Raw genomic sequence first — 22,439 nt, 5'->3', positions numbered from 1 at the left:
GCGTCAGGGTTCTCCGGCGGGACCTCGCAGGTGGTCCATGAGCACCTGCGAGTCGGCTGCCGAGGCCGCCCGGCCGCGGCCCTCCCTTGGAGATACGAATGAAACGCACTTCCTGTCGGCTGCTGAGACGCACCCTGGCAGCAGCCTTGGCAACTGTCGGGCTGCTGGGACTCCTCACCGCGATACCCCAGACCGGCCCGCAGTCCACCGTTCCCGCCGCGGCGACGGAGAACACCGCGACGGTCTTCTACTACACGAAGACCAAGGACTGGTCGGCGTACCACTTGCACTATGCGCCGGACGGCGGTTCCTGGACGACCACGCCCGGCGTGCGGATGGAGGCCGCCTGTACCGACTGGGTGAAGAAGACCGTCAGTCTGGGCAGCGCTTCCGGGCTGGCGGTGACGTTCAACAACGGCTCGGGAGTCTGGGACAACAACGCCGGTAAGAACTACGGCCTGGGTGCCGGCAACATCACCGTCAAGGACGGTGTCGTGGCCCACAGCGACCCGTGCGCCGGCGCCGGTCCCGGCCCCTCCCCGACGGGCACCAACACCGCCTCCGTCTACTACTCGACGACCACGGTCGGCTGGACCACCACCAACCTCCACTACCAGCCGGCGGGCGGCTCGTGGACCACCGTGCCGGGTGCGGGTATGGAAGCAGCCTGCACGGGATGGGTGAAGCGGTCCGTCGATCTCGGCGGTGCCACCTCGATGAGCGCCGCGTTCAACAACGGCAACGGGGTCTGGGACAACAACAACGGCGGCAACTACGCCATTCCGTCGGGCGTTTCGACGGTCAGGGACAGGACCGTCACCCCCGACACCGAGGACCCGTGCGAAGCCGAGCCCGCGGACACCGAAGCCCCGACCGCACCTGCGAAGGTCAGCGCCGACGCGGATGGTGTCTCGGTGGTGTTGACATGGGATCCCTCCACGGACGACCGGGGCGTCACCAAGTACCAGGTGACCAGGACCGGGGGCACCAGGGGAACGATGGTCACCGATGTCGGTTCCACCGTCCATTCCGATGCGAATCTGGAGGAGAGGACGGCCTACAGCTACACGGTGAAGGCCGTTGACGCGGCGGGCAACGCCTCCACCGCATCGGCCGCCGCCACCGTCACCACAGGTGAGAAGCCTGCCGAACAGGCCGGCGGAAAACCACTGGGCACCGATCCGCGCAAGGACCCCATCTACTTCGTACTCACCGCCCGCTTCAACGACGGTGACAGCGGCAACAACCGCGGTGGCAGCCAGCACGAGAAATCCGGCAACTCCGCCAACAACGACCCCATGTTCCGCGGCGACTTCAAGGGACTCGTCAGCAAGCTCGACTACATCAAGGGTCTCGGCTTCTCCGCCGTCTGGATCACCCCGGTGGTCCTGAACCGGTCCGACTACGACTATCACGGCTACCACGGCTACGACTTCTACAAGGTCGACCCCCGTCTGGAGTCCGCCGGCGCCTCCTACCAGGACCTCATCAACGCGGCCCACGCCAAGGGCATGAAGATCTACCAGGACGTCGTCTACAACCACTCCTCGCGCTGGGGCGCCAAGGGCCTGTTCACGCCCAAGACCTACGGGGTGCGGGACGCCCAGTGGAGCTGGTACTACGACGAGAAGAACGACGGCTTCGCGTACGACGGCCTCACCGTCGAGCCGAAGTCCGGGAAGTCGTACTACAACGGTGATCTCTGGTCCACGGCCGAGCCGTCCGGCAATACCTGTCTCAACTGGGGCAAGCCCACCGGCAACTCCTCCCCCGAGGGGTATCGGATCTACAACTGCCAATGGCCCAGCCCCACATCGGGCATGTTCCCCAAGGCCTACTACCACAACTGCTGGCTCGGGAACTGGGAGGGTGAGGACTCCCGCAGCTGCTGGCTCCACGAGGATCTCGCCGACTTCAACACCGAGAGCGCGCCCGTCCAGAACTACCTGATCGGTGCCTACAACAAGTACATCGACATGGGCGTCGACGGCTTCCGGATCGACACCGCCGTCCATATTCCGCGCACCACCTGGAACCGCCGCTTCCTGCCGGCCATCCAGGAGCGCGTCACCGCACGCTTCGGCGCCGAGGCCGCGAAGAACTTCTTCGTCTTCGGCGAGGTCGGAGCCTTCGTGAACGACAAGTGGAACCGCGGCTCGGTCAACCACTCCGCGCAGTTCTTCACCTGGAAGGAGCGCAAGGAGTACAGCGCGGACGACGAGAAGGCCGCCCTGGAGATGTACGCCTACGAACAGCAGCAGGGCACCGGTTCCCAGCCGGCCTCCACCAACGCCTTCCTGGACGGGAACACCTACCACGCACCGGACCGCAGCCGGTTCTCCGGCATGAACGTCATCGACATGCGGATGCACATGAACTTCGGTGACGCGAACAACGCCTACAACAACGGCAAGGACTCCGACGACAGCTACAACGACGCCACCTACAACGTCGTCTACGTCGACAGTCACGACTACGGGCCCAACAAGAGCGGCGAACGCTACGCGGGAGGCACCGACGCCTGGGCCGAGAACATGTCCCTGATGTGGACGTTCCGCGGCATCCCGACCCTGTACTACGGCTCCGAGATCGAATTCCAGGCGGGCAGGAAGATCGACTGCGGGCCGAGCTGCCCGCTGGCGACCACCGGACGCGCCTACTACGGCGACCATCTCACCGGCACGGTCAAGACATCCGGCTTCGGCAAGGTCTCCACGGCCACCGGCGAGGTTGCCGACACGCTCGACAAGCCGCTCGTCACGCATCTGCAGAGGCTCAACGAGATCCGGCGCGCCGTGCCCGCACTACAGATGGGCCAGTACTCCACCGAGGGCATCGCCGGGTCGATGGCGTACAAGCGCCGCTACACCGATGCCGCGAGCGGCACCGACAGTTTCGCGCTCGTGACCGTCACCGGCGGTGCCACATACACCGGGATTCCGAACGGCACCTACAAGGACGCCGTCACCGGGGACACCCGCACCGTTTCCGACGGCAAGCTCACCGTTGCCGCACCCGGCAAGGGCAACCTGCGCGTCTACGTCCTCGACCTGGGCGGCAGGAACGCGGCGCCCGGCAGGATCGGCGCCGCAGGCCCCTACCTGAAGTAGCCGAACCGGCGGCACGCGGCCCGGTCCACGGGCGTGACACCGGTGGACCGGGCCTGTCTGCGCACTGCGCATCCGGTGCTCGGACCTGCGCGGACAGGACGGGTGGACCTGGCTCGTGGGGGAGCGGCTGTGCCCTTGCTTCCCAGCACCCGGAGCCCCCGCCCACGGGGCGTCCACGCGGGGCCGGTGCTCAGACGGTGACCTGGGGCTGGTCCGGGCTGAGGTAGTACACGGCGGTCTGTCCGGTGTGTGGGGCGAGCAGGCCCTGAAGGTCCAGCGCCGCGGCCTTGAGAAGGTGGCCGTCACGCGAGACGTGGAGGGTTTCGAAGACGAAGGCGACGTGGGTGGAGTCTTCGGTGACGCGGGTGCGGTGGGCGTCGCGGTGGTTCCAGTGGCGGGTCAGGACGCCGGTGGTGTCCGCGTAGACGATCTCGCCGGGCTTGGGGTTCTCGGTGGTCCCCGGTTCACCGAGGGGTGTGAATTCTTCGGTGCCGTCGGCGTACTGGATGGCGATGCGGCCGGTGACGTGGTCGAGGTCGAAGGCCCCGGCGGGCAGCCCGTGCTGGACGGAGACGGCGTTGTAGGAGTCGACGGCCGGGTTGACGCGTGGCAGGGTTCCCTTTTTCGTGAAGCGCCGGCCGAGCGCGTCGACGCTGGGACGGATGCGGCGGGGGTTGGTGCCGAAGGAGCGGTAGGCGGTGTGCCATGCCTCGATCCGCGGGTCGGTCTCGTCGGCGGGCTGCCAGGTGCCGTCGGCGAGCTGCTGCTCCAGGTCCTGAAGGGTGGCGGTCGTGGCGGGCCACGGCCCGTGGCCGCGCAGGCCGGTGGCGGTGACCACGGCGATGAGGGTGTCGGGGAAGGCATCGGCGACGGCTGGGTCGATTCGGAAGACGGTCATGGGCGGGGCTCCGTTCCTTGGCGTGTACGGGTGGGCGAGGGGGCAGGGTTTCCAGATGCGGATGCGGTCCGGGAGGCGGCGCTGCCGGCGCGCGGTGGCCACGTCGAGGCTGTGTCCGCGTTCGGCGAGGCGGTCGGCGACGTCGGCACGCTGCCCGACGGGCCTGTGGTCGTCGTACGTGAACTTCGCCCGCACGTCCGCTTGGCACGCCGGCGGCCGGGGACGAAGGCGTAGTCGCTGATGACGGTGAAGATGACGTCCGGGTTCTGCTCGATCGCCTTCCGGACCGGGTGGGGGCGGGCGGGGCGGATCAGCAGGCCGCCGTTTGTCGGTGGTGAAGTGGGTGGGGGCGACGACGGCCGGCCGGCCGGGCAGGCCGTTGACGCTCAGCCGTCCGAAGCCGTGGCCTTCGGCGATCCAGGGCTGCCCTTCGCTCTCGTCCGGGGTGGCGTCCCGAGGCTGGATGAACATGCTGCTCCTTGCACGGTCGGTGCCGCGGCCGGGGTGATCAGGTGAGAGCGAGGAGGCTGACGGCAGCTGCGGCGGTGCCGAGCCCGATGAGCTGGCTGCGGTGGATGCGTTCGCCGAGCACGCTGCGGGCGAGCAGGACGGTGCCGGCCGGGTAGAGGGCGGTGATGACGGCGACGACGGCGAGGTCCCCGCTGCGGGCGGCGAGCAGGAACAGCAGGTTCGCCACCGAGTCCAGCACGCCGGCGGTGGCCGACATCGCGTACGCGGGCTTCTCGGATCCCAGGCGGCGGTACAGCACCCCGGCAGCGATGAGGGTGACGGCAGAAGACACCGCCCTGCCGATGATCAGCGGGCCGACGCCGCTGTCGGAGGGGGCCTGGTGCAGGAAGATCAGCTGAAGGGCGATCGCGGCACCCGCACCGAAGGCCGGCAGCAGCGCGGCGCGGGACGGGCGTACCGACCCGGCGCCCTTCCCTGCGCTGACCATTACCACTGCGGCAAGCGCGAGCGGCAGACCGATCAGTCCGGCCGGTCCCAGGTGCTCGCCTTGGAACAGCCCCACACCGACGGGCAGCACGGCGGAGACCAATGCGGTCACCGGGGAGAGCACGCTCATCGGGCCGATGGCGAGGGTCTTGTAGAGCAGGGCGAACGCGGCGGCCGATGCGACACCCGAGGCGGCGCCCCAGGCCAGGGTCTGCACGCCGAACGAGGCACCGAGGAACGGCCACAGCAGCAGCTCGACCACGAGAGAGGCCGGGGCGGCGATCATCACGGTGCGCAGGACATGGGCCTTCCGCGCACCGAGGCCGCCCAGGAAGTCGGCGCATCCATAGGCGAGCGAGCTGCCCAGAGCCAGCAGCAGAGCGATCACGGTACATCCCTTACTATGCAATGGAACGACTAAACTGTACAACGAACCGACCGGCCGGTGTCAACCAACCGACCGCACGGTGCATTCCAGTGGTCCATATAAGGATGGTGATCGGATGCCCGAGACGAACGCGGCCCTGCGGACACTCGCGCACAACGTCAGGGCGGCCCGCACCCGCGCGGGCCTGTCCCTGGACGAGCTCGGCCGCCGCGCCACGGTCAGCAAGGGCGCCCTCGTCGCACTGGAGAAGGCTCAGGGCAACCCGAACTTCGCCACGCTCGTCAGGCTCGCCGACACCCTCGGTGTCTCGGTGTCCGCACTGATGGAGGGACCCTCGGAAAGCCGTGTCCGCGTCGTGGCCGCCGACACCGTGATGCCGTTGTGGGCCGGTGCCGAGGGCAGCGAGGCCCGGCTCATGCTGACGACCGCAGGACCCGCCCCGGTCGAGGTCTGGCGCTGGAAACTCGAACCCGGCGAGGAGTACCCCAGCCACCCCCACCAGGCCGGGGTCGTCGAAACCGTCAGTGTCACCTCCGGACGCATGACCCTGATCGTCGACGGCACCGAACACGCCGTCGAAGCCGACCAGACCGCCACCTTCGACGGCGACGCCCCCCACGCCTACCGCGGCACGGGTACCGAAACCTGCCACCTGATCATGACCGTCCACCTGCCTCCCGGCCCCGCTTCCACCACCTGACCCGCACCCGGCGTCCGTCGTGTCCCGCGCCAACGAGGCGTACGCCTCGGCGGCCCGCGAAGCCGGCGTCGGTTCACACTGGGCCCGCCCCTGATCGCCAGGGACGGCATGTCAGGTGCCTGGACACGCACTCGACGGCGAGCACGGCGAACGCCCCTCTGACATCGACGGCGGCACGATCGCCGTCGCCCTGCGGCGCCGAGACGCGAACGAGTCGGTCACCGGCGAACCGTCTGACGATGCGCGAGGTCATGCGGAGTCGGCGGCCGATCGCCCTCGATCTCGTCAGCCGGCGCCGGCGGTGAGGACGTCCAGCCGGGACACCGCCGATACGGTAGCCGCGTTCGTCGAGCAGACGGCCGCTGAGTTTCAGTGGCCGGAGGGCCACGGCACGGTCGGTGATATCCAGGCCGGGGGGCGCTGGGTGAGTCGTATCTCGAAGCGCTGGGTGTCGGAGAGGGACTTCACCCACGCCACGACGAGGATGTTGTTCCGGCCGGTGAGGCCGCCGCACAGCCGTACCCCGCGGGCGCCGGTGATGGAACGGGAGGCGCTTTCCAGCTCCTCCGCGGCCACTCTCCCCCAGAGAATCGCTGTGACGGGCCACTCCGACAGAGGGCGGGCGACCTCGCAGCGGGGCTGGAGCATGCCCGAGGCGCAGAGCCGCCCGAGGCGGCGGCGGACCGTGTCCGGGCTCGTTCCGCAGGCGTCGGCCAGGGCGCGATAGGTGGCGCGGCCGTTCATGGACAGGGCCCCGACGAGGGCGTGGTCCAGGTCGGTGAGGGCGAAGAGGGGAGTGTCGGCGCGGGGGAGCGCCGGCTTCGGCGAGGCGGGCGATCCGGGGGCGGTCGAGGGCGCGCAGCCGCCAGCGGCTGCCTTCGGTGTAGACGGTGTTCGCGAGGTGGGTCCGGGTGGCGACGATGCCCTGCATCGCGCCGATGCCACGGGTCACCCAGTGGGTGAGCGCGGCGAGGTCCGTGGCCATCACCGTGAGCAGGAGATCGCGGTCTCCGCCGACGTGCTCGACGGCGGTGACGTGGGGCAGCTCGGCGAGGGCCCGGGCGACCGTCAGCAGGCTGCCGCCGGCACAGTCCACCCTCGGCGACGGCAAGCAGTCCCTGCCCGGTCGCAGCGAGCGCGGGCGTCGGGGAGCAGCTGATCCAGGCGGCGCCCGCTTCGGTGAGCCGGTGCCGGCGGCGGGCCACGGTGACGGCGTCGAGTCCGAGCACCGCGCCGATCTCGTTCCACCCGGCGCGGGGGCGATCTGCAGCGCGTGCACCAGGGCCTGGTCGACGTCATCGAGCGCCCGTACCACTCTGTGCGCGGAATCCTGTTCCGGTTCACTCCCGGAATCCTGCGCTACTCAACGTCCCTTGCGTGTTTCCTGCGATACAGGTCGGTTGGACGGTCCAGGACTTCGGTCTTGCCGCATCGATGGCCGGAACCGTATCCACGGCCGTGCCGCGCGGTGGCCGTCCAGGCGGGGCGGTGCTGCTGCGCGGAGACATGGACGCGCTGCCGGTGGACGAGCTGACGGGGGTGGAGTACGCCTCCGGGCTGCCGGGCCGGATGCACGGCTGCGGGCACGATCCGCACACCGCCGGGCTCGTCGGCGCGGCAACACTGCTCGCGGACGGCCGGGAGAGCCTCCAGGGCGATGTGGTGTTCATGTTCCAGCCGGGCGAGGAGGGGCACAACGGTGCCGGCGCGATGATCGACGAGGGTGTCCTGAACGCGGCGGGCAAGCCGCTCGACGCGGCCTTCGCCCTGCATGTCGCGGCCAATCGCCTGCCCGGCGGCTGGGTCGCGTCCCGGCCCGGCACGGTCATGAGGGCGTCCGACGCCCTGCGGGTGACGGTTCGCGGCGAGGGCGGGCACGGATCCGGCTCCGCACCACGCGAAGGACCCGGTCCCGGCCGTCTGCGAGATGGTGACCGCACTGCAGAACTGGGTGACGCGCACCTTCGACATCTTCGACCCGGTGGTGGTGACCGTCGGGCGGCTGCACGCCGGTACGCAGCAGAACGTCATCCCGGACACGGCCGAGTCCGAGGCCACCGTACGCAGCTGCTCCGAGGCCGGCGGGCAGCGTCGCGGGCGCGCGCTCGGCGGTCGTCCTCGGCTCCCGACGGCGCCCTGCCCACCGCCGGTGGCCGGGGCCCGGCCGGTCGAGAAGCCCTGGGCGCTCAGAGATGCCGCCGAGGCCCCCAGCGTCCCGGCTGTACTGAGGTGCCGCAGCAGCCGGCAGCGCGCAGGTCGGGTCGGTCGGTTCAGCCGTTGTACGGAACGGTGACGTCCAGGACCCAGGTGATGCCGAAGCGGTCGGTGAGCATGCCGTACAGCGGTGCCCACTGCGCACGCTCCAGCGGACCGACAATGGTCGAGCCCTCGGCGAGCCTGCCCCACAGGGCGCTGATCTCCGCGGCGTCATCGCCGCGCACGGAGACGAAGAACGGGTTCTCGCCCTGGTTCCAGGGCAGCTGCGAGGGTACGTCGTAGACCATGACGTGGAAGCCGTTGTCGCCGACCACCTCGCCCCACATCACCCAGTCCGCCTCGCTCTCGTTCTGTACGGCGTTCGCGTCCTTGTAGGTGACCGCGACCGTACGTCCGCCGAAGACGGACCGGTAGAAGTCCAGCGCCTCGCGTGCGGTGCCCCGGAAGTTCAGGTGAGTGGTGGTCGTGATGGACATGATTTGCTCCTTGCCTCACTGCGAGAATGTGCGTCGTCAGCCGTCAGCCGTCAGCCGTCAGCCGTCAGCCGTCAGCCGTCAGCCGTCGATGTCGAGCGGTGGCTGCCGTGACCAGGCGTTCTGCCTTCCGAACGGCTCGTACGCCACGATGGCAGAGGTAGAGGACAGGGTGTGTCCGGTACTGCGGGAAGCAGGAGCGCGCATACGTATACGTCCGCCCGGCTGCTCGCGCTGTTCTCGCTCCTTCAAAAGCCCATGACCGGTCCGGCGATGAGCAACCCTTCGCCCTGGCCGCGGACCGGTTTCAGTGGCCTTCGGTCTGCGGCGGTTCCCAGACCGAGCAGTCGTGGGCGAAGAGCACACGTCGTGGGTCGAAGTCGGCGAGTCGATCCAGCCAGTGCCGATAGGGAGGAAGCGGCTGTTCCACGCCGCGAAGCGTCGCACGGCGGGCCAGTTGCTCGGACGCGAAGTGGGAAGCGAAGTCGTATGCCTGGCCGGCGAGGACTACTGTGCCGTCGCCTTGCCGGAGGACCAGCGACTGGTGCCCTTGGGTGTGCCCGGGTGTCGGAACGATCCAGATTCCGGGCCAGACCTCGGTTTCGCCGACGAGTTCCCTCGTAGGTCGCACCGGGGAAGTCGATCAGCTCGTCGATTGTGTAGCCGCCCCGGCGGGCGATGGCCAGTTCGACATCCTGGACCAGGATGGGTTTGCCGCCCAGGAGAGGGTTCCCGCCGATGTGGTCGAAGTGCAGGTGGCAGTTAACGATCATGGAGACGTCATCGAGGGCGACTCCGGACGCGGAGAGGGCGTCCGGTAGCGCACGGCGGCGGGGACGATAGTGGGCTTCGGTTTCCGCGTCCGCGTCCCCGATGCCGGTATCGAAGAGGATCAGCCCGCTGTCGTGTTGCACCAGGTAGGCAAGGACGGGTTCGACCCGTGGCTGCGGGCCGCCCACTTCCGAGGCGGGGCGGATGAAATACCCGAGATCGAGTCGACGCACCGCCATGTTCTTCCCCATACAGTCATCTTCGCGGGCCGCTGTCCGAGATCCAGCCGGTCCGCTGACGGCAGAACCATCAGGGGCTTTCCGCGCCGACCGTAGACGAGCCGTCACTGTGCTCTGCCCGCAGAAGGTGTGAACTTCCCGGAGTCCGCCCACGACATCAGGCCCCATCTTGGACCGGTCCGCACAGCGCGGGCCTGACCACGCCGCACACCATCGCCTCCCCGCCCGCTCCAGCCGTGGCTGACCTGCTCGATGTCCACATCCACACCGCCTTGAAGTGGGCCCGCCACATGCAGCGTGACGGGACCACCTACCCACAGCGCACACACTGCCTACCTCGCGCGAAGGGCTATGAGCGGCTGAGGTTGCGGGTGACCCCGGCGACGACGGTCGTGGCGAGCACCCAGCCGGCGACGATCAGGAAATAGGAGAGCCATTGGTAGGGGCCGGTGGGCGTGAAGGCAGTCTTCTGGCCGAAGTCCATGAGGGGCACAAGGAGATTGAAGGTATAGAAGACGGGGTTGAAGGCTGGGCCTGTGCCGTGAGCTGCCGGGCTTGGGTGGTGCAGTCCGTAGGTGACTGAACCGATGACGAGCAGAGCCAGAAGCCAGCCCATGGCACGGGTGGGACGGTAGCCGTAGCCGACAGTTGCATCCTGGAGGTAGCCCCAGAGCCTGCCGAACCAGGGCAGTGACCTGCGTTGCCGACGCTGCTTGGCGAGTTGGACGTTGCGGGCTTCGACGTCGTCACCGACGCGGCGGTATGAGGCGGCGAGTTGCTCGTAGGCGTGAGGTACGAAGCCGTCAACATCGCGCTCCAGCAGGGCCAGCCGCTGTGCTGCGGGCAGGCGCGGAACGAGAGTCTCGTACGTCAGTCCCTCCAGGCGCACCGTGGTCGGCCAGACTTGGGGCTTGGCGTGGATGACCTTGAAGCTGGCGTAGTGCATCTTGACGTCGCCGGATATCTGGTCGGCGTCCCAGAGCGAGAACACTGCGGCCTCGCAGCTGCTGACGCCCAGTGCGACGCCGCCCGGGTTGTGGAGCCGGGCCCCGATGAAGGTGAGCAGCCCGGTGACCTTGGTTCCGGTGAGCTTGACGCGGCCCTCGGTGATGAGGCCACCGGCGTTGAGGACGGTTCCGACGGTGAGGTGGGCGGCATCGAGGGCATCACCTTCCGCGTTCTTGATCTGGGCGCTCTCCAGATTGAGCGAGCCCTGAATGTGTGCGGCTCCGAGGCTGATCCCGCCGTCGGCCACCAGATTGGGCGCCCAGATGTCCGTACCGACGGAGGCGTGGTCGAGCAGGAGCGCACAGCCGCCGTCGAGGCCAAGGCGGGCGCCGTCGAGGAAGATTCCGCCGGATACCTGGGCGCTGTCCATCTGGACAGGCCCGGCGACGAGGCAGTCGGTGAGTCGCAGCGCACCGTCGACTCGTATGCCGCTCGCCGAAAGGGCGGGTAGGTGAGTCGCGCTGAGGTCGAGCTGACGAGTCTGTGCGCCGTCGAAGTCCGGGGGGTGCGTGAAATGGCAACTTATGAGGCGGATCGGGTGGGCGATATGTCCGTACTGGAGGTTGAGGAGGCCAGTGATGCGGACGCCGGTCAGCCGGAGCGCGCACGCCTCGCCCGGCTCGCTGAGAAGGAGATCGCGGATGACCTCTGCACGGACCGTTCGCTCCGGAGCCCAGCTGCCGGCTGGTTCCCGGTCCTGGTCCGCAGGTTGGCGAACGTCGATCGGTTCCCCGAGGGGGAACGCTTGACAGACGCGTCGCTCCAGAGGGGTCAGGTTCGCGTTCTCCACGTGAACGACCCTACTGGTCAGTGGAATCCCGCCGCTCGGGCGCTGCAAGATCACTCCCGTAGGGCGAGGGGATGTGCGACCTTGGCGATGCGCGAGTCGAGCCCTGCCTTGAAGATCCGGTCGGGTCACCGAGGGCGCCGACAGCCGGGGAACAGATGTGAGGGGCCATGGCCCCTCCGGGGGCCCGTTCCAGAATCCTGGAACGAGCCCCTGGCCGGGCGGCTACGGTGGCGCCGCCCGGCCAGGGGTGGGGGACGCGGGGCTGACCGGGGCGGCGTGAGGATCCGCAGTGCGGGCGGCGGCCCGGGTCGCCGCCCTGGCGGGTGGCACCGCATCACCACGATCGTCCAAGCCGGCCCCGTACCTCATCACGCCTCGGCGTGCGGTCGGAAAAGGCTCGCCTCCCCGGACGGGACGAGCTTCGTCGGACTGTTGTCCTCCGGTCGGGCGGCGGTGCCGCGCTGCGTCAGGTGCGCTTGGCCCTGCGGCGGGCCACCATGAGGAGGGCGGTACCCACGGCGAGCACCGCGGCGGTGCCGATGATCAGCGGAACGGTGCCGCTGCTGCCGGTCGAGGCCAGGTCGCCGCCGCCCGGCGACTTGCTCGCCGACGGAGCAGGAGTACCCGGTACGGAGGGCTCGGAGGAACCGGAGGACGGGGTGCCGCTCTCCGTGGGGGGTGTCACGGAGCCGGACGGGGTCGCGTCCACCGGCGGTGTCGCACTGGGGGTGTCGCCCGGCGTCGGCGTGCTGGTCGGGGGCTTTCCGGTCTCCGGAAGGCAGCCGGTGAAGGGGAAGTGGTGCGTCTCCGCGCCGCCCGAGCCGTGCAGCGAGGCAACCCACACCGAGCCGTTGACCGGTGCGCCGGTCCCCAGTTCCAGATGTGCCCGGGGTGCCAGCACACTGCCCGGCCAGGCCGCCTGGCTGCTCTTGGTGACCGTGCGGGCCTCGGGGAAGTTCCACAACAGCCGGGCGCGGACCTTGCCGTCGGAGGCGCTCTGGAGCTTGTCGTCCAGCACGTAGTCCTGGCCGCCGGACAGGAAGAAGCCGGTGGTGCCCGCCTTGGCCATGTCGTACGTTTCGCCGCTGACGTTGACGATCGCGGTCGCACCGGCGGGGACCTTGAGGTAGATGTCCTTGGCCTGCTCCAGCTGACCGGCCGTCACCTTGAAGATGTTGCGACCGGTGTCGCTGCCCTTCAGCGTGAGCTTGGCGCCGTCCAGCGCGACGTCCGTGCCGTCGGTCACCGCTTCCCCGGCCAGCGCCGACGAGTAGGTGCGGAGCTTGCCGAACTCGGCGTCGAAGTCGATCAGCCCGGCGTCCTTGCGGAACGTGCCGGAGTGCAGCTCGACCGCACGGTCGCGGACCTCGCCGCCGACGACCGCGTTGCCCTTCATCACTGCGGTGACCGAACCGCCGTTGATCAGGTCGCCACGGACGACGAGGGAAGCCCGGCCGGGCAGCGCGTCGACCTCGGACGCCGTCAGCTCGTTGGCGACGCTGAATCCGCCGCGGAAGTCGGCGTTGCCACCCACGGCCACCGCGCCCTCCGCGTCGGGGGAGTGGACATCGTCTCCGAGGACGAACTCGCCGTACTTACCGGCGATCCCGAAGGCGTCGGTGGTGCATCCTGCCGAGTCGGCAGGGGCGGCCTGTGTGGCAGGGACGGCCGTGAGGCCGAGAACGAGAGCTCCACCGAGCACGGTTGCTGCGGCGGTTGCGGTTATGCGCATGGGGCTTGATTCTCCAGCGGAGGTGATTGTAAAGATTCCATGGTGGCCTTGCTCATAGTTTTCACATAATGGAACATTGGTCAAGACCAATGCGCAGTCTTCATCGACGTACCTCACGGCGAACGCGGCCTGACCCAGCCTCCCGACACCCGCTGCCGAGCTTGCGGAACGATCCCAGGGCCCTGGGAGAAAGCCTGCCGAGCCTTACAAACGGACACCAGCACGCGTCCGCAGAGGATCCAGATACCTGTGCACGAGGATCGGTTCTCCAGCCGGTGTGCCGAAACCGTCCCGGCGGGCCAGGCCGGCCACCCGGTTCGAAGAACCGTCGCCGGGCCGGCCGTCACGACGTGGGACCGGTCCTCGCCATCGGTGAGGGATACAGGCGACCCGCCCACTGCGGGGAAAGGCGCGAAGCCCCGGCGAACTGGATGAACGGCCAGAACGGCAGACTGGATCCCATGGACTCAGGACTTGCCGCACTGCTGGGAGCCGCCGTCGGTTCCGCCACCACCCTCGGGGCCGCAATCGTCAACGGCCGTGCTCAGGCACGGTCCCAGCACGCGCAATGGAGCCGCCAGCATCGCCGCGACGCCTACGCCGGCTACCTCAGCGCTCTCCATGACCGTGACATCGCCATGGACGCCGTCCTCGACGCGCTGCGTTCGGACCGGCCCGACCTTCCCGACGTCGACGAGAAGACAGGCCGTTTCATCACCCTGGCCCGTGAGGTCCACCGCGCCTGCGAAGTCGTCATCCTCGAAGGGCCGGCACCCCTCGCGGAAATCGCGGAACGCGTTGCCAACGCCTCCAGCGATCTCTCGCACGTCATGCGACGGATGGCTGAGAACGCCCGCGCGGGAGACACCACCCACAGGGTCGAAAACATCGCCCTTGCCGCGGAACGAGAGCGAGCCCTCTACCGAGCAGTAAAGGATTTCCGCCTCGCCGCCCGTAGCGCTATCGGCACAACCGGCTGACCCAGGGACTCCCGCAGGCGCGAACCTGCTGCGCCTGGTGAAGCACATCGCCGGCGTGGGGCCGGGGTGCTCCGGCGACACGTTCGGCGCCGGTCGTTCTTCCCTGGAGCCGTCGTTCTGGTGGCATACGGAGAACACGGAACATAACTCGGGCATGTGGGCCATTCCGGACGAGTCGCGCGAAGGTGTCGTCGGGCCGTATCACCAGGCTTGGGAGCACTCCAGATGCATGATCGCGACGCTGATGCCTGACGCGATCGGTCACGTCCCGTGGCGGCGGGCCAGCGGCGAGAGGTGACCTGGAGAAACGGCGAGAAGTGACACTGCGCCAATGTCGGCGTGGCCGGCGTACCGTTGGGTACCGGAGATCACGCGCACCAGGATGACGGTAACGCCACCATGCCACCAGGAGACCAGGCATGGTGGGAGAACCATCGGCGCCGGCTGGAGCGCGTCGCACGGGAAGTCAGTAACAGCTGATCTCGCCCTGCTGCCACAGACCCCAACAGCTCAGGGGCCGACCATGCAGCGTCCTGCCTGCCGCGGCTCCCGTCCGCACCCTCGGCATCTCCGTCGCGGTCAAGTGGCGGATGGCCTCCGCCGGAAGCCGGGGCGTCTACGCTGCCGGGATCAGCCGCCGTCCGGAAAACCAGGACGCCACATGACACACCGCGCCGAACAATCAGCGGACCAGCCCTTTGGGTGCGCCGGAGTGGTGAGGCGACCGGGAGCCGGTTCCGCTGGCAGCGGTTGACGCCGTGTATGGGGCCAGTTGCCCCGGTCTCTTGGGTCGGCTTCTGCTGTGATGGGGCGGATGCGGTCGATGACGTCGGCGGCGGGGTGGCCGCGGATGTGGCTGATGTCGTCGGCGGCGGGGAAGGCGGCCCGGTCCTTGCGGTAGCAGTGGTTCGTGAGGTTGCTGCGTCCGGTCACGTCGACCGCTTCGGTGTGCTGGCGTAGGTGTAGGGCCCGGTGACCCCGGCGCTGTGGTGGTCGGCGGCGGCGAGAGCCGCGGTGAGGCGGGCTCGCGGGGCCAGGTCGAGGCCGACGGTGGCGTGGAGGGCGCCGAGGGCTAGTTCGTCCCCGCAGCCGACGGCGGCGTAGTCGTCGGCGTGCTCGGCCACCTGGTAGTCGTCCCAGATGCTGTAGAGGCGTCCGTGTATGCCGACGAGGAAGGTCCCGGCCTGCTCCTGCTCGCTGTCCTTGCGGGCGTAGCCGCCGTCCTTGAGGCAGGTGCGCAGGGCGTCGGTCCACGTGGTGACCATGAAACGGTGGAGGTCGCCGGTGGGGTGTGGGGGCTGGAAGGCATGCTGGAGCAGTTGGCCCATGCGGAACGACGTGGTGAAGCCCATGGCGTAGGGGCCGTTGCGGAACACCTTCGGGTCGCGGCGGACGGTGAGTTGGAGGCCGGCGACGCCGGCGGAGTCTGCGCCGAGGTGGACACGGTTCTTGTGGACGAGTCCGACGATCACGGTCATCCGGCCTCCCGAGGTCAGAAGTTGGGGCAGAGGTGGTGGTGCGGCGCCTGGCTGATCCTCTTGGCGATGCCAGAGGTTCGGCCCCCGGGGCGGGTGGGGCCGGCTTCGACTTCTTCTCCGCCGCATGCGGCGAGCGTGGCGAACAGGCCGGCCGCCATGAGCGAGGCGCTGGTGCGGGTACGCATGGTGCCCCCAGGGTCCGTTCACGAAAAGTGATCGTGCCATGAGCGCGGGGGAACGGTGGGAAAATGCCAAGGTCGGCCGCGGCGGCGGAGAGGCCCACGAGTCGGGTGCCGACGTGGACGCGCCGAATGCTGCCCGTTCCGACTCCGGTGGCGGAACGTATGAGTTCACAGCTTGGCTCGCCCAGCGCGGACGGCGGCTGTCGTACGCGGTCGCAATGAGCATTACCGAACAGATTCACCAGGACGTGCTCAAGATCCCGCCCCTGCCTGGGCGGCAGCGATCGGGCCCGGCGGCGAGATCCGCGACGGGCCCTGGGGTGCCGAGATCACCGGCGGCTGCCTCCAGGGCTGACCGAAGGGCATGCGGTGGCGATGACGCCGGCGTGTTGGCGTACGTGTCCTCGGGGGCGAGTCCGATCGAAGCGGTTCCACCATTCCCACGAGGAGCAACTCGACATAAAATCAGGGGACTTGCATGGTCGGGAGAATCAGGAGCCCGCGTGGAGATCGTCGTCCTGGCTTTGTGCGCCGCGGCCGCGTACGGACTGTTCCTGAAGACCCGAACCGTGCTTCACGCCTGGCGGCTCCCCGCCCTGTCCATCAGCTTGGATCGGCTGGATATCTACCAGAAGCAGGCGTTCCAGGAGATCTGCCGAAGATCCCCGAGCCTCGGCACCCGAGTCCGCCTGGCGCCCTACTTCGATGAGCGGCGCTGGAATCGGGCCGACGCCCGGCTCGTCCTCGCGGAACCCGTCAAGCACAAACTCGTACGCGTCGAGGGATGGAAGTTCGGTTCCTACGCCCTTACGCGCAAGGGCTGGCGCGAGTACCGGAAGCACTTCATGTGGACAGGGATCAGTGACGAATCCATGCACATAACGGCGTCCGCGGGCGGCTTCGCGGCAGTCAACGTCAACAGCCCTCATGGGGTTGCCCAGAGCAGCGGGCGTGACAGCAGCGCCGACCTGTCCGGCATCTCGTACCAGCAGCTGGCCACTGCACTCAGGGCCGACTCGGAAGGTGCCCAGCCCGAGGAGGCGGTCAGGGCACGGGAGTATGCCGAAGACCTGACGGACGCCGCCGGTGCGCAGGACGCCGACCGGGCGGGCCGTGTCCTCGGTCGCGTCAACGCCCTTCTCGCAACAGCGAGTTCCGCCTTCACCCTGACCAGGAACCTGATGCCGCCCGGCAGCTGAGCCCGGCCCCACTGGCACCGCTCGGCCGGGCGGAGCGGCCGTTGCGTTGGCAGGCAACCGTACGGGTGATGCCCTCGGCCCGGGGTGTCCGTGTTCCGGAGGTTCGTCCGGTCGGGCCTGCGCACCATGAAAGTGCTACCGTGCCGCGCAACATCAACTGGCTCTCGTGCAAAAGGTGTTGTGCGGAAAGCTTCCTGGGATGAGTGAGCTCATGGGTGCGGCGGACGGCGCGGGGACCGGCGAGGACGGCAGCGCGGAGAGCAGCACGGAAGACGGGGCGGAGAACGGAGCGGAGCGCCCGGAGCTGGGGCGGCATCGCCGTACCTACCGCCCGCAGCACAGAAGGCCCTCCGCGTACGCGCTGCTTCTGCTGGCGCTGGCCCCCTTCTCGGCCCTGACCTACTTCCTGACGATCCTCCTCGGTGCGTTCCTCGGCTGGGAGGGGTCCGTCGCGGCAGCAGTGGCCCAAGCACTCGGTGGGCTGGCGCTGCTGGGGCCGTTCGCCGTCCGCGCGTTGTGGTATCGGCGGCACACGAGAGTGGAGTTCCGCCTCTACGAAAAGGGCCTCGTCGCGATTGCGGCCGACGCTACGGAAGCGGTCTACCTCTGGCAGTCGACCGCTGTCTTCACGAACGGTTCGCATCGCTACAAGCTGTCCAACCCCGAGGGGGCGGTCGTCACGTTCGGGTCGGCGGACCGTGGCCCCGTACTCGGCGGGGAGAGGATCCGGGGCCTGCGCACCCGTACGGCGATCAGGGGCGCCCAGCTCCCCAAGGAGGAGGAGTGGGGGCCTGCGATCCTGCAGGGCGTTCGGGACGCGCAGCTGGCCCCGGCCGCCGAAGCGGTTCTCGGCGGCGGTGAAGTCCCCTTCGGGGACGTGGTGTTGAGCCAGGACGGGCTGACCGTGCGGCGAAGGCGCGGCCGGGACGACTCCACTGCCTGGGAGGACGTCGGCTCGCTCTCTCTCACGGTCGAGGGCAGTCTCCTGGTCTCCTCGCGCGGCAGCGACTTCCCGACCCATTTCGCATGGCCCGGGTACCGGATACCCAATCTGGAGATCTTCCTCGACATCGCCTGTCAGCTGCGCGAAAGCAGACCGCAGGCCGCACTGACTCCGGCCGGACCCACACCGGAGGCACCGACTCCGACCGGACCGACTCCGGAGGCGCTGACTTCGGCCGGACCGACTCCGACCGCACCGACTCCGGAGGCGCCGACTCCGGCCGCACTGACTCCGGCCGCACTGACTCCGGCCGGACCGACTCCGGAGGCACCGACTCCGGCCACCCGCGACGACGCGGAGTCCCCGGACGACGTGCCCGAACTCCTCGGCCTGTACGTCACCTTCGGAGTGGGCGCGTGGGCGGCCTGGCGCCTCGGTACCCGGTTCGAGATCGACGGAATGGGGTCCGCACTCCTCGCCGCCGTCAGGGTGGTCCTCGGCGGAATCCTCGGGGCAGTCTTCGGCCTGGGCCTCGCTGCAGCCGTCATGATCGTGCCGAACGTCATGGGCCTGCTGCTCGTCGAACCCCTGATCCGCTGGATCCGGCACCGCCGGTACGTCGCCGCAGCCGCCCTCGCCCTCTTCGCGGTCGTCCTGCCGGCGGCAGTGCTCCTCTTCCTGTTCCGCGCCCTCCCCTCTCGCCTGGTCCCCTTGGCGGCGCTGCTCTTCTTCGGCGGCTGGACGTTGCTGCTTCTGGTGAGGCGGTGCGGTGCGTCCGAACGCCTGGTCGTGCGCCACCTTCCGGATCTCCCCGGCGTCTTTCTGGCCGTCCTCGCCGTCGAGCAGCTCGTTTCCGGCGACGTGCTGACCCTTACGCCGGCCGCCGGACTCTTCTTCCCGCTCGCCATCTGGCTCTCCTGGCGCGGCTGGCGAAAGCTGAAGGAGTCGACGCGACCGACGGTGCAGGCGGTGGCCGACATCGCCTTGTCCGTGGAACTCGGCCTGGTACTCACCGTGCTCATGGTGTGGCTGGCCAACGTACTGTCATTCACGCCGCCCCAAGTCACCGTTGTGCGTGGCATGGTGGAGAAGATCCAAGAACTCACCGAGGTGGACTGGCTGTACTGGCTGGCGGCCTACACGGCGCTTGCTGTCGGCAGTTACGCCGTGCTGCGCTGGCCGGACGGTGTCGCGCGGGTCGGGCAGCGGCTGCGCCCGGCGCGCTTCGGTGAGTCCCGGCTGCCGCTGGGTATCACCGCCAACTTCGCACGGCGGTCCCTCTCGGGGGTCAATGTCGGCATCATGGTCGCGCTGCTGTTCCTCGTCGCTCTGGCTCCGGTCTCCGAGGGCGCGTGGAAGCGGCCGGTGACCGAGAGATACGCGCTCGAGGTTCAGCGCCGGCAGTACGCCGAGGGCGCCGCGGCCGCGTACAAGGAGATCCACCAGCAGGTCGTGGCACATCCCCGGGCCGCCGCCCGTCTGAGGGCCGTGATTCTCGCCGTGCACAGGGCCGCTCCCTCGCCACCCGGAGGGTCCGTGAACCGGACGGCGCTGGCCATAGCCCGGCAGGTCGGCCGTTTCCAGGCCGACGCGCTCGCTCTCGACGCCCCGGAACCACAGCCCGCCCAGAGCCCGGCGGCCGACGACCTCGACGGCAGGCTCGATCAGCTCGACGAGAGCCAACAGCGCACCGCGGAGCGGGAGGAACAGACCGACCGGTTCGCCGAGCTTGCCTCCCTCGCGATCACCCGCTCCTTCGACGCCCTGGACCTGGGCGACAACCAGGCCGTACAGCTCCTCAAGGAGTATCTCGGGGGACTGGTGGAGGACGGCCCGGTGAAGAAGATCTTCCATCAGTACGGCGAAGGAATCGGCCGGCCCCCGCCCGACGGCGGCCGACTCGTGCGCGTCGACGTCCGCCGCCTGACGGCGGTGGCCTACGACCGCACCCGGGCGGCAGTCGAACGCGCCGACGCCGGCCTGCTCGTCTTCTACGGCCGGTTCGGCATCGGTATCCCCACCGAGGACACGTCGCTGACGCCCGCGATCGACCTGGCGAACCAGCACCGGTACCTGCGGCAGGGCACCGGTCCCTGCACCGGCTGCGTCAACTCCGCGACCGGCGGTGGTTCCAGCACGGGCGGAGGCGGTGGCCGCCGCTGAGCCGAGGAAGCCCGCACCGGACCCTCCGGGCGGCCTGACACCCATCACCGAACGTCACCCGAAGCGGAGATCAGTACGGGCTGATCTTGAGAACAGGTTTTCAGCGCGTCCCGGCATGTGGCAACCATCGGGCGTCTGTGCGCAGCGAAAAGGTTGCGCGGCCTGCCCGAGTCGCACTGGTTGCGCGGCCGGCGCCACGTGCTGTCGTACGCCCTGGCTCTGGCCGTCTGTTCGCGAGGCGACCGTGCGCCGGATGCTGCGGCGAGTCGACGGCGACGCTCTCGACGCGGCGATCGGCGACTGGCTCACCGCTCGTGCGGACGCTTCCCGCGCCTCCGACCAGGACGAACACCCGCCGTCCCGCCCGGTGCGGGTGGCCGTCGCGGTGGACGGCACATCCCTGCGCGGCGACGGCATAGTGCTCCCGCTGCTGACCCAGATCGACCACGCGAAGTTCCTGGTCGAGGAGAAGAACGTGCACTACCTCGCCGTACTCAAGGCCAACCACCCGGCCCTGCACACGCTGGTGAAGGACCTGCCCTGGAGGGAGATGCCGCTGACGGACCACACCCGCACCGCCGCCCACGGTCGCGACGAGATCCGCCGCCTGAAGGCAGTCACCGAGGCGGGACTGCCATTCCCCACGCCGGCCAGGCCCTGCAGATCGTCCGCTGACGGCACACAGTACGCACCGGGATGGTGTCGCTGGAGCGCGTCTACGCGGTCACCGGCCTGTCCGCTCACCAGGCGACCCCCGCTGACCTGGCGGAACACATATGCAGGCACTGGGCCATCGAGAATCGTGAGCACCATGTCAGGGATGCGACGTTCGGGGAGGACGCCTCGCGGGTGTGGACCGGCAGTGCGCCGCGGGTGATGGCCTCCCTGCGAAACCTGGCCATTGGCGCGCTCCGCCTGGCAGGACGGGACAACATCGCCCAGCGGCCTGCGCCATCACGGACGGGACATGACCCGGCCGCGTGTGACCCCGCGGACTCACCTGATCAATCCCGGTCGATCGCGAAAACGACAGAGCCCTGGCCACGGACCCGACATCAACCGGCCGGTGAACCCCGGTTGCCGGACACCGGGACGCGGAACGAGCCCCACGCCCGGGGCCGCCCCGGAATCCGAGTGGAGCGCCCCCAGCGTCGAACTGGACCTCTCTCACCCTCCCGGGTGGAGGTGGCACCGGCCGCCTCAGCTGTACGCGCCCGCCGTGTCCGGGGTGATGCGAAGCGTCTTCAGCCACTGCTGGCACTGATTGCACGGCGCGCGCTTCACCCACGCGCGAACCTGCCCCCTGGGCCCCCGGGCCTCCATCGCGACGACGTGGGAGTCGCCGGCGGGCAGGGCCGCACGGACGGCTTCCACCGTGGGGAACCCGCCTTCGGTGACGAACGCACCCAGCGCGGCCACCTCGGCGCAGCCGGTGATGGTCCATTTCTCCATGGCGTCGACCAGGCCCTTGACCAACTCTTTCGTGACCGCGTCGACGTTGCTGCCGCTGGCACCTCGGTAGACCTGGCCGTTGATCACCAGGATTGCTTTGACCAGGGCCTTGTCTCCTGCTGGTGCGAGCTTGCCGAGCAATTCCCGGGAGTGCTTGGCCAGCAGTTCCTCATTGGACAGAGGCGCCGCGGCCCGGGCGCGGGCGGCAGCTTGCTGCTGCAACTGCTCCGCCGCGATGGCGGCGTCCGCGGCGACCTGCTTGTCCAGGGCCCCTATCCACAGCCGCAGATGGCGCAGCAATTCCGTGAACATAAGGAAGGCCTGCTGACCCTTGGCGTCGTCCTTGAGCCATGCGGCGAACACCTGTCTGGCCTGGCGACCGGGCAGCCCCTGCGTGTCGAGCAGCGCACGGAACTGGAGTTCCATCGGTACGAGGCACACCCTACGCAGATTGTCCTCGTCGAGGTCCTTGTCGATCCCCCCACTGAGCAGCGCGCGCCGCACGCTCTCCACGAGCGACCGCGTGAGATCGAGGTCCGCGCGGCTCTGCGCGTCGTCCAGCACCCTCGGCGGCTGGCCGGGCGGGCGCCGCAGGTACTCCCGTTGCGCCTCGGTCATGCCACCGACCAGTGCCTGCTGGTTGGCCACGAACCCCGCGTGCGATGCCTGATAGAACACTACCGTTCCCCCTGTCGGCCCTGTTCATCCCTGTTTCTTCGGCCGACGCTACCCCCAACCCCGGTGCGGAATAAGGGAATC

The 22,439-nt window shown here is 69.1% G+C and carries 17 protein-coding genes and 3 pseudogenes; 9 read left to right on the top strand and 11 right to left on the bottom strand.

Going from position 1 to position 22,439, the window contains the following annotated elements; genetic code table 11:
- Window positions 1–98: 98 nt before the first annotated feature.
- Window positions 99–3,110: a carbohydrate binding domain-containing protein gene (locus tag OG251_RS01325; RefSeq protein WP_326675108.1), complete on the top strand. Its 3,012-nt coding sequence runs from the start codon at window positions 99–101 to the stop codon at window positions 3,108–3,110.
- A gap of 190 nt (window positions 3,111–3,300) precedes the next feature.
- Here the strand turns inward: OG251_RS01325 and OG251_RS01320 are convergent, their stop codons facing one another.
- Window positions 3,301–4,008 carry a B3/B4 domain-containing protein gene (locus OG251_RS01320; protein ID WP_326681114.1) on the bottom strand — a complete coding sequence of 236 codons (708 nt, stop codon included), beginning with the start codon at window positions 4,006–4,008 and terminating at the stop codon, window positions 3,301–3,303.
- Between the two features lie 508 nt (window positions 4,009–4,516).
- The gene (locus tag OG251_RS01315; protein WP_326675106.1) at window positions 4,517–5,353 is read right to left on the bottom strand and encodes an EamA family transporter; all 837 of its coding nucleotides are present in this window, start codon (window positions 5,351–5,353) and stop codon (window positions 4,517–4,519) included.
- A 115-nt stretch (window positions 5,354–5,468) separates the two neighbouring features.
- Between OG251_RS01315 and OG251_RS01310 the strand changes: the two genes are divergently transcribed.
- Entirely contained in the window at window positions 5,469–6,053 is a 585-nt protein-coding gene (locus OG251_RS01310; RefSeq protein ID WP_326675104.1) for a helix-turn-helix domain-containing protein, read from the top strand.
- A gap of 369 nt (window positions 6,054–6,422) precedes the next feature.
- On the opposite strand, the gene OG251_RS01305 is transcribed toward OG251_RS01310, so the two are convergent.
- Window positions 6,423–6,797, bottom strand: coding sequence for an Lrp/AsnC family transcriptional regulator (locus OG251_RS01305; protein ID WP_326675103.1), 375 nt, complete (start codon window positions 6,795–6,797; stop codon window positions 6,423–6,425).
- A 166-nt stretch (window positions 6,798–6,963) separates the two neighbouring features.
- Window positions 6,964–7,149, bottom strand: a pseudogene (locus OG251_RS01300) (Lrp/AsnC ligand binding domain-containing protein); the annotation flags it as partial.
- A gap of 338 nt (window positions 7,150–7,487) precedes the next feature.
- Between OG251_RS01300 and OG251_RS01295 the strand changes: the two are divergent.
- Window positions 7,488–8,006 (top strand): annotated as a pseudogene (locus OG251_RS01295) (M20/M25/M40 family metallo-hydrolase); the annotation flags it as partial.
- Window positions 7,981–8,346 (top strand): hypothetical protein, encoded by a 366-nt coding sequence (locus tag OG251_RS44910; RefSeq protein ID WP_365202403.1) that lies wholly within the window; start codon window positions 7,981–7,983, stop codon window positions 8,344–8,346. The pseudogene OG251_RS01295 and the gene OG251_RS44910, both read left to right, overlap by 26 nt.
- Here OG251_RS44910 and OG251_RS01290 read toward each other — a convergent pair.
- From OG251_RS01290 to OG251_RS01275, 4 genes and pseudogenes are all read right to left on the bottom strand, one after another.
- Window positions 8,324–8,746, bottom strand: coding sequence for a VOC family protein (locus OG251_RS01290; RefSeq protein WP_326675102.1), 423 nt, complete (start codon window positions 8,744–8,746; stop codon window positions 8,324–8,326). The two genes, OG251_RS44910 and OG251_RS01290, sit on opposite strands and share 23 nt — an antisense overlap.
- Window positions 8,747–9,050: 304 nt before the next feature.
- Window positions 9,051–9,765 (bottom strand): annotated as a pseudogene (locus OG251_RS01285) (N-acyl homoserine lactonase family protein).
- Between the two features lie 337 nt (window positions 9,766–10,102).
- Window positions 10,103–11,551 carry a membrane-associated oxidoreductase gene (locus tag OG251_RS01280; protein ID WP_326675101.1) on the bottom strand — a complete coding sequence of 483 codons (1,449 nt, stop codon included), beginning with the start codon at window positions 11,549–11,551 and terminating at the stop codon, window positions 10,103–10,105.
- A gap of 466 nt (window positions 11,552–12,017) precedes the next feature.
- Window positions 12,018–13,283 (bottom strand): choice-of-anchor A family protein, encoded by a 1,266-nt coding sequence (locus OG251_RS01275; protein WP_326675100.1) that lies wholly within the window; start codon window positions 13,281–13,283, stop codon window positions 12,018–12,020.
- A 461-nt stretch (window positions 13,284–13,744) separates the two neighbouring features.
- On the opposite strand from OG251_RS01275, the gene OG251_RS01265 reads away from it, so the two are divergent.
- Both OG251_RS01265 and OG251_RS01260 read left to right on the top strand, forming a co-directional pair.
- Entirely contained in the window at window positions 13,745–14,263 is a 519-nt protein-coding gene (locus OG251_RS01265) for a proline dehydrogenase (protein ID WP_326675099.1), read from the top strand.
- Window positions 14,264–14,300: 37 nt separating this feature from the next.
- A complete protein-coding gene (locus OG251_RS01260) occupies window positions 14,301–14,561 on the top strand; it encodes a hypothetical protein (RefSeq protein ID WP_326675098.1) in 261 nt (86 codons plus the stop codon).
- A 631-nt stretch (window positions 14,562–15,192) separates the two neighbouring features.
- On the opposite strand, the gene OG251_RS01255 is transcribed toward OG251_RS01260, so the two are convergent.
- Both OG251_RS01255 and OG251_RS01250 read right to left on the bottom strand, forming a co-directional pair.
- Window positions 15,193–15,741 carry a hypothetical protein gene (locus OG251_RS01255; RefSeq protein WP_326675096.1) on the bottom strand — a complete coding sequence of 183 codons (549 nt, stop codon included), beginning with the start codon at window positions 15,739–15,741 and terminating at the stop codon, window positions 15,193–15,195.
- 14 nt (window positions 15,742–15,755) lie between these two features.
- Window positions 15,756–15,926 carry a hypothetical protein gene (locus OG251_RS01250; RefSeq protein WP_326675094.1) on the bottom strand — a complete coding sequence of 57 codons (171 nt, stop codon included), beginning with the start codon at window positions 15,924–15,926 and terminating at the stop codon, window positions 15,756–15,758.
- Between the two features lie 500 nt (window positions 15,927–16,426).
- On the opposite strand from OG251_RS01250, the gene OG251_RS01240 reads away from it, so the two are divergent.
- From OG251_RS01240 to OG251_RS01230, 3 genes are all read left to right on the top strand, one after another.
- Window positions 16,427–17,122, top strand: a complete 696-nt coding sequence (locus OG251_RS01240) for a hypothetical protein (protein ID WP_326675092.1) — start codon at window positions 16,427–16,429, stop codon at window positions 17,120–17,122.
- 199 nt (window positions 17,123–17,321) lie between these two features.
- On the top strand, window positions 17,322–20,228 hold the full coding sequence (locus tag OG251_RS01235) for a hypothetical protein (protein ID WP_326675091.1): 2,907 nt from the start codon (window positions 17,322–17,324) through the stop codon (window positions 20,226–20,228).
- A 253-nt stretch (window positions 20,229–20,481) separates the two neighbouring features.
- Window positions 20,482–21,105, top strand: coding sequence for a hypothetical protein (locus OG251_RS01230; protein ID WP_326675090.1), 624 nt, complete (start codon window positions 20,482–20,484; stop codon window positions 21,103–21,105).
- A gap of 323 nt (window positions 21,106–21,428) precedes the next feature.
- Here OG251_RS01230 and OG251_RS01225 read toward each other — a convergent pair whose 3' ends face one another.
- A complete protein-coding gene (locus OG251_RS01225; RefSeq protein ID WP_326675089.1) occupies window positions 21,429–22,358 on the bottom strand; it encodes a hypothetical protein in 930 nt (309 codons plus the stop codon).
- Window positions 22,359–22,439: the final 81 nt, after the last annotated feature.

Origin of the sequence: Streptomyces sp. NBC_01237, assembly GCF_035917275.1 — a bacterium.
Taxonomy (GTDB): domain Bacteria; phylum Actinomycetota; class Actinomycetes; order Streptomycetales; family Streptomycetaceae; genus Streptomyces.
This window is presented reverse-complemented; position numbering and strand designations above follow the sequence as displayed.

What these genes read in the sequence shown, in the direction of transcription:
- OG251_RS01325 (WP_326675108.1), top strand. Translation starts at nt 99, where the DNA reads ATGAAACGCACTTCCTGTCGGCTGCTGAGACGCACCCTGGCAGCAGCC.
- OG251_RS01320 (WP_326681114.1), bottom strand. Translation starts at nt 4,008, where the DNA reads ATGACCGTCTTCCGAATCGACCCAGCCGTCGCCGATGCCTTCCCCGAC.
- OG251_RS01310 (WP_326675104.1), top strand. Translation starts at nt 5,469, where the DNA reads ATGCCCGAGACGAACGCGGCCCTGCGGACACTCGCGCACAACGTCAGG.
- OG251_RS01305 (WP_326675103.1), bottom strand. Translation starts at nt 6,797, where the DNA reads ATGAACGGCCGCGCCACCTATCGCGCCCTGGCCGACGCCTGCGGAACG.
- OG251_RS44910 (WP_365202403.1), top strand. Translation starts at nt 7,981, where the DNA reads ATGGTGACCGCACTGCAGAACTGGGTGACGCGCACCTTCGACATCTTC.
- OG251_RS01290 (WP_326675102.1), bottom strand. Translation starts at nt 8,746, where the DNA reads ATGTCCATCACGACCACCACTCACCTGAACTTCCGGGGCACCGCACGC.
- OG251_RS01275 (WP_326675100.1), bottom strand. Translation starts at nt 13,283, where the DNA reads ATGCGCATAACCGCAACCGCCGCAGCAACCGTGCTCGGTGGAGCTCTC.
- OG251_RS01265 (WP_326675099.1), top strand. Translation starts at nt 13,745, where the DNA reads ATGGACTCAGGACTTGCCGCACTGCTGGGAGCCGCCGTCGGTTCCGCC.
- OG251_RS01255 (WP_326675096.1), bottom strand. Translation starts at nt 15,741, where the DNA reads ATGACCGTGATCGTCGGACTCGTCCACAAGAACCGTGTCCACCTCGGC.
- OG251_RS01250 (WP_326675094.1), bottom strand. Translation starts at nt 15,926, where the DNA reads ATGCGTACCCGCACCAGCGCCTCGCTCATGGCGGCCGGCCTGTTCGCC.
- OG251_RS01235 (WP_326675091.1), top strand. Translation starts at nt 17,322, where the DNA reads ATGAGTGAGCTCATGGGTGCGGCGGACGGCGCGGGGACCGGCGAGGAC.
- OG251_RS01230 (WP_326675090.1), top strand. Translation starts at nt 20,482, where the DNA reads ATGCTGCGGCGAGTCGACGGCGACGCTCTCGACGCGGCGATCGGCGAC.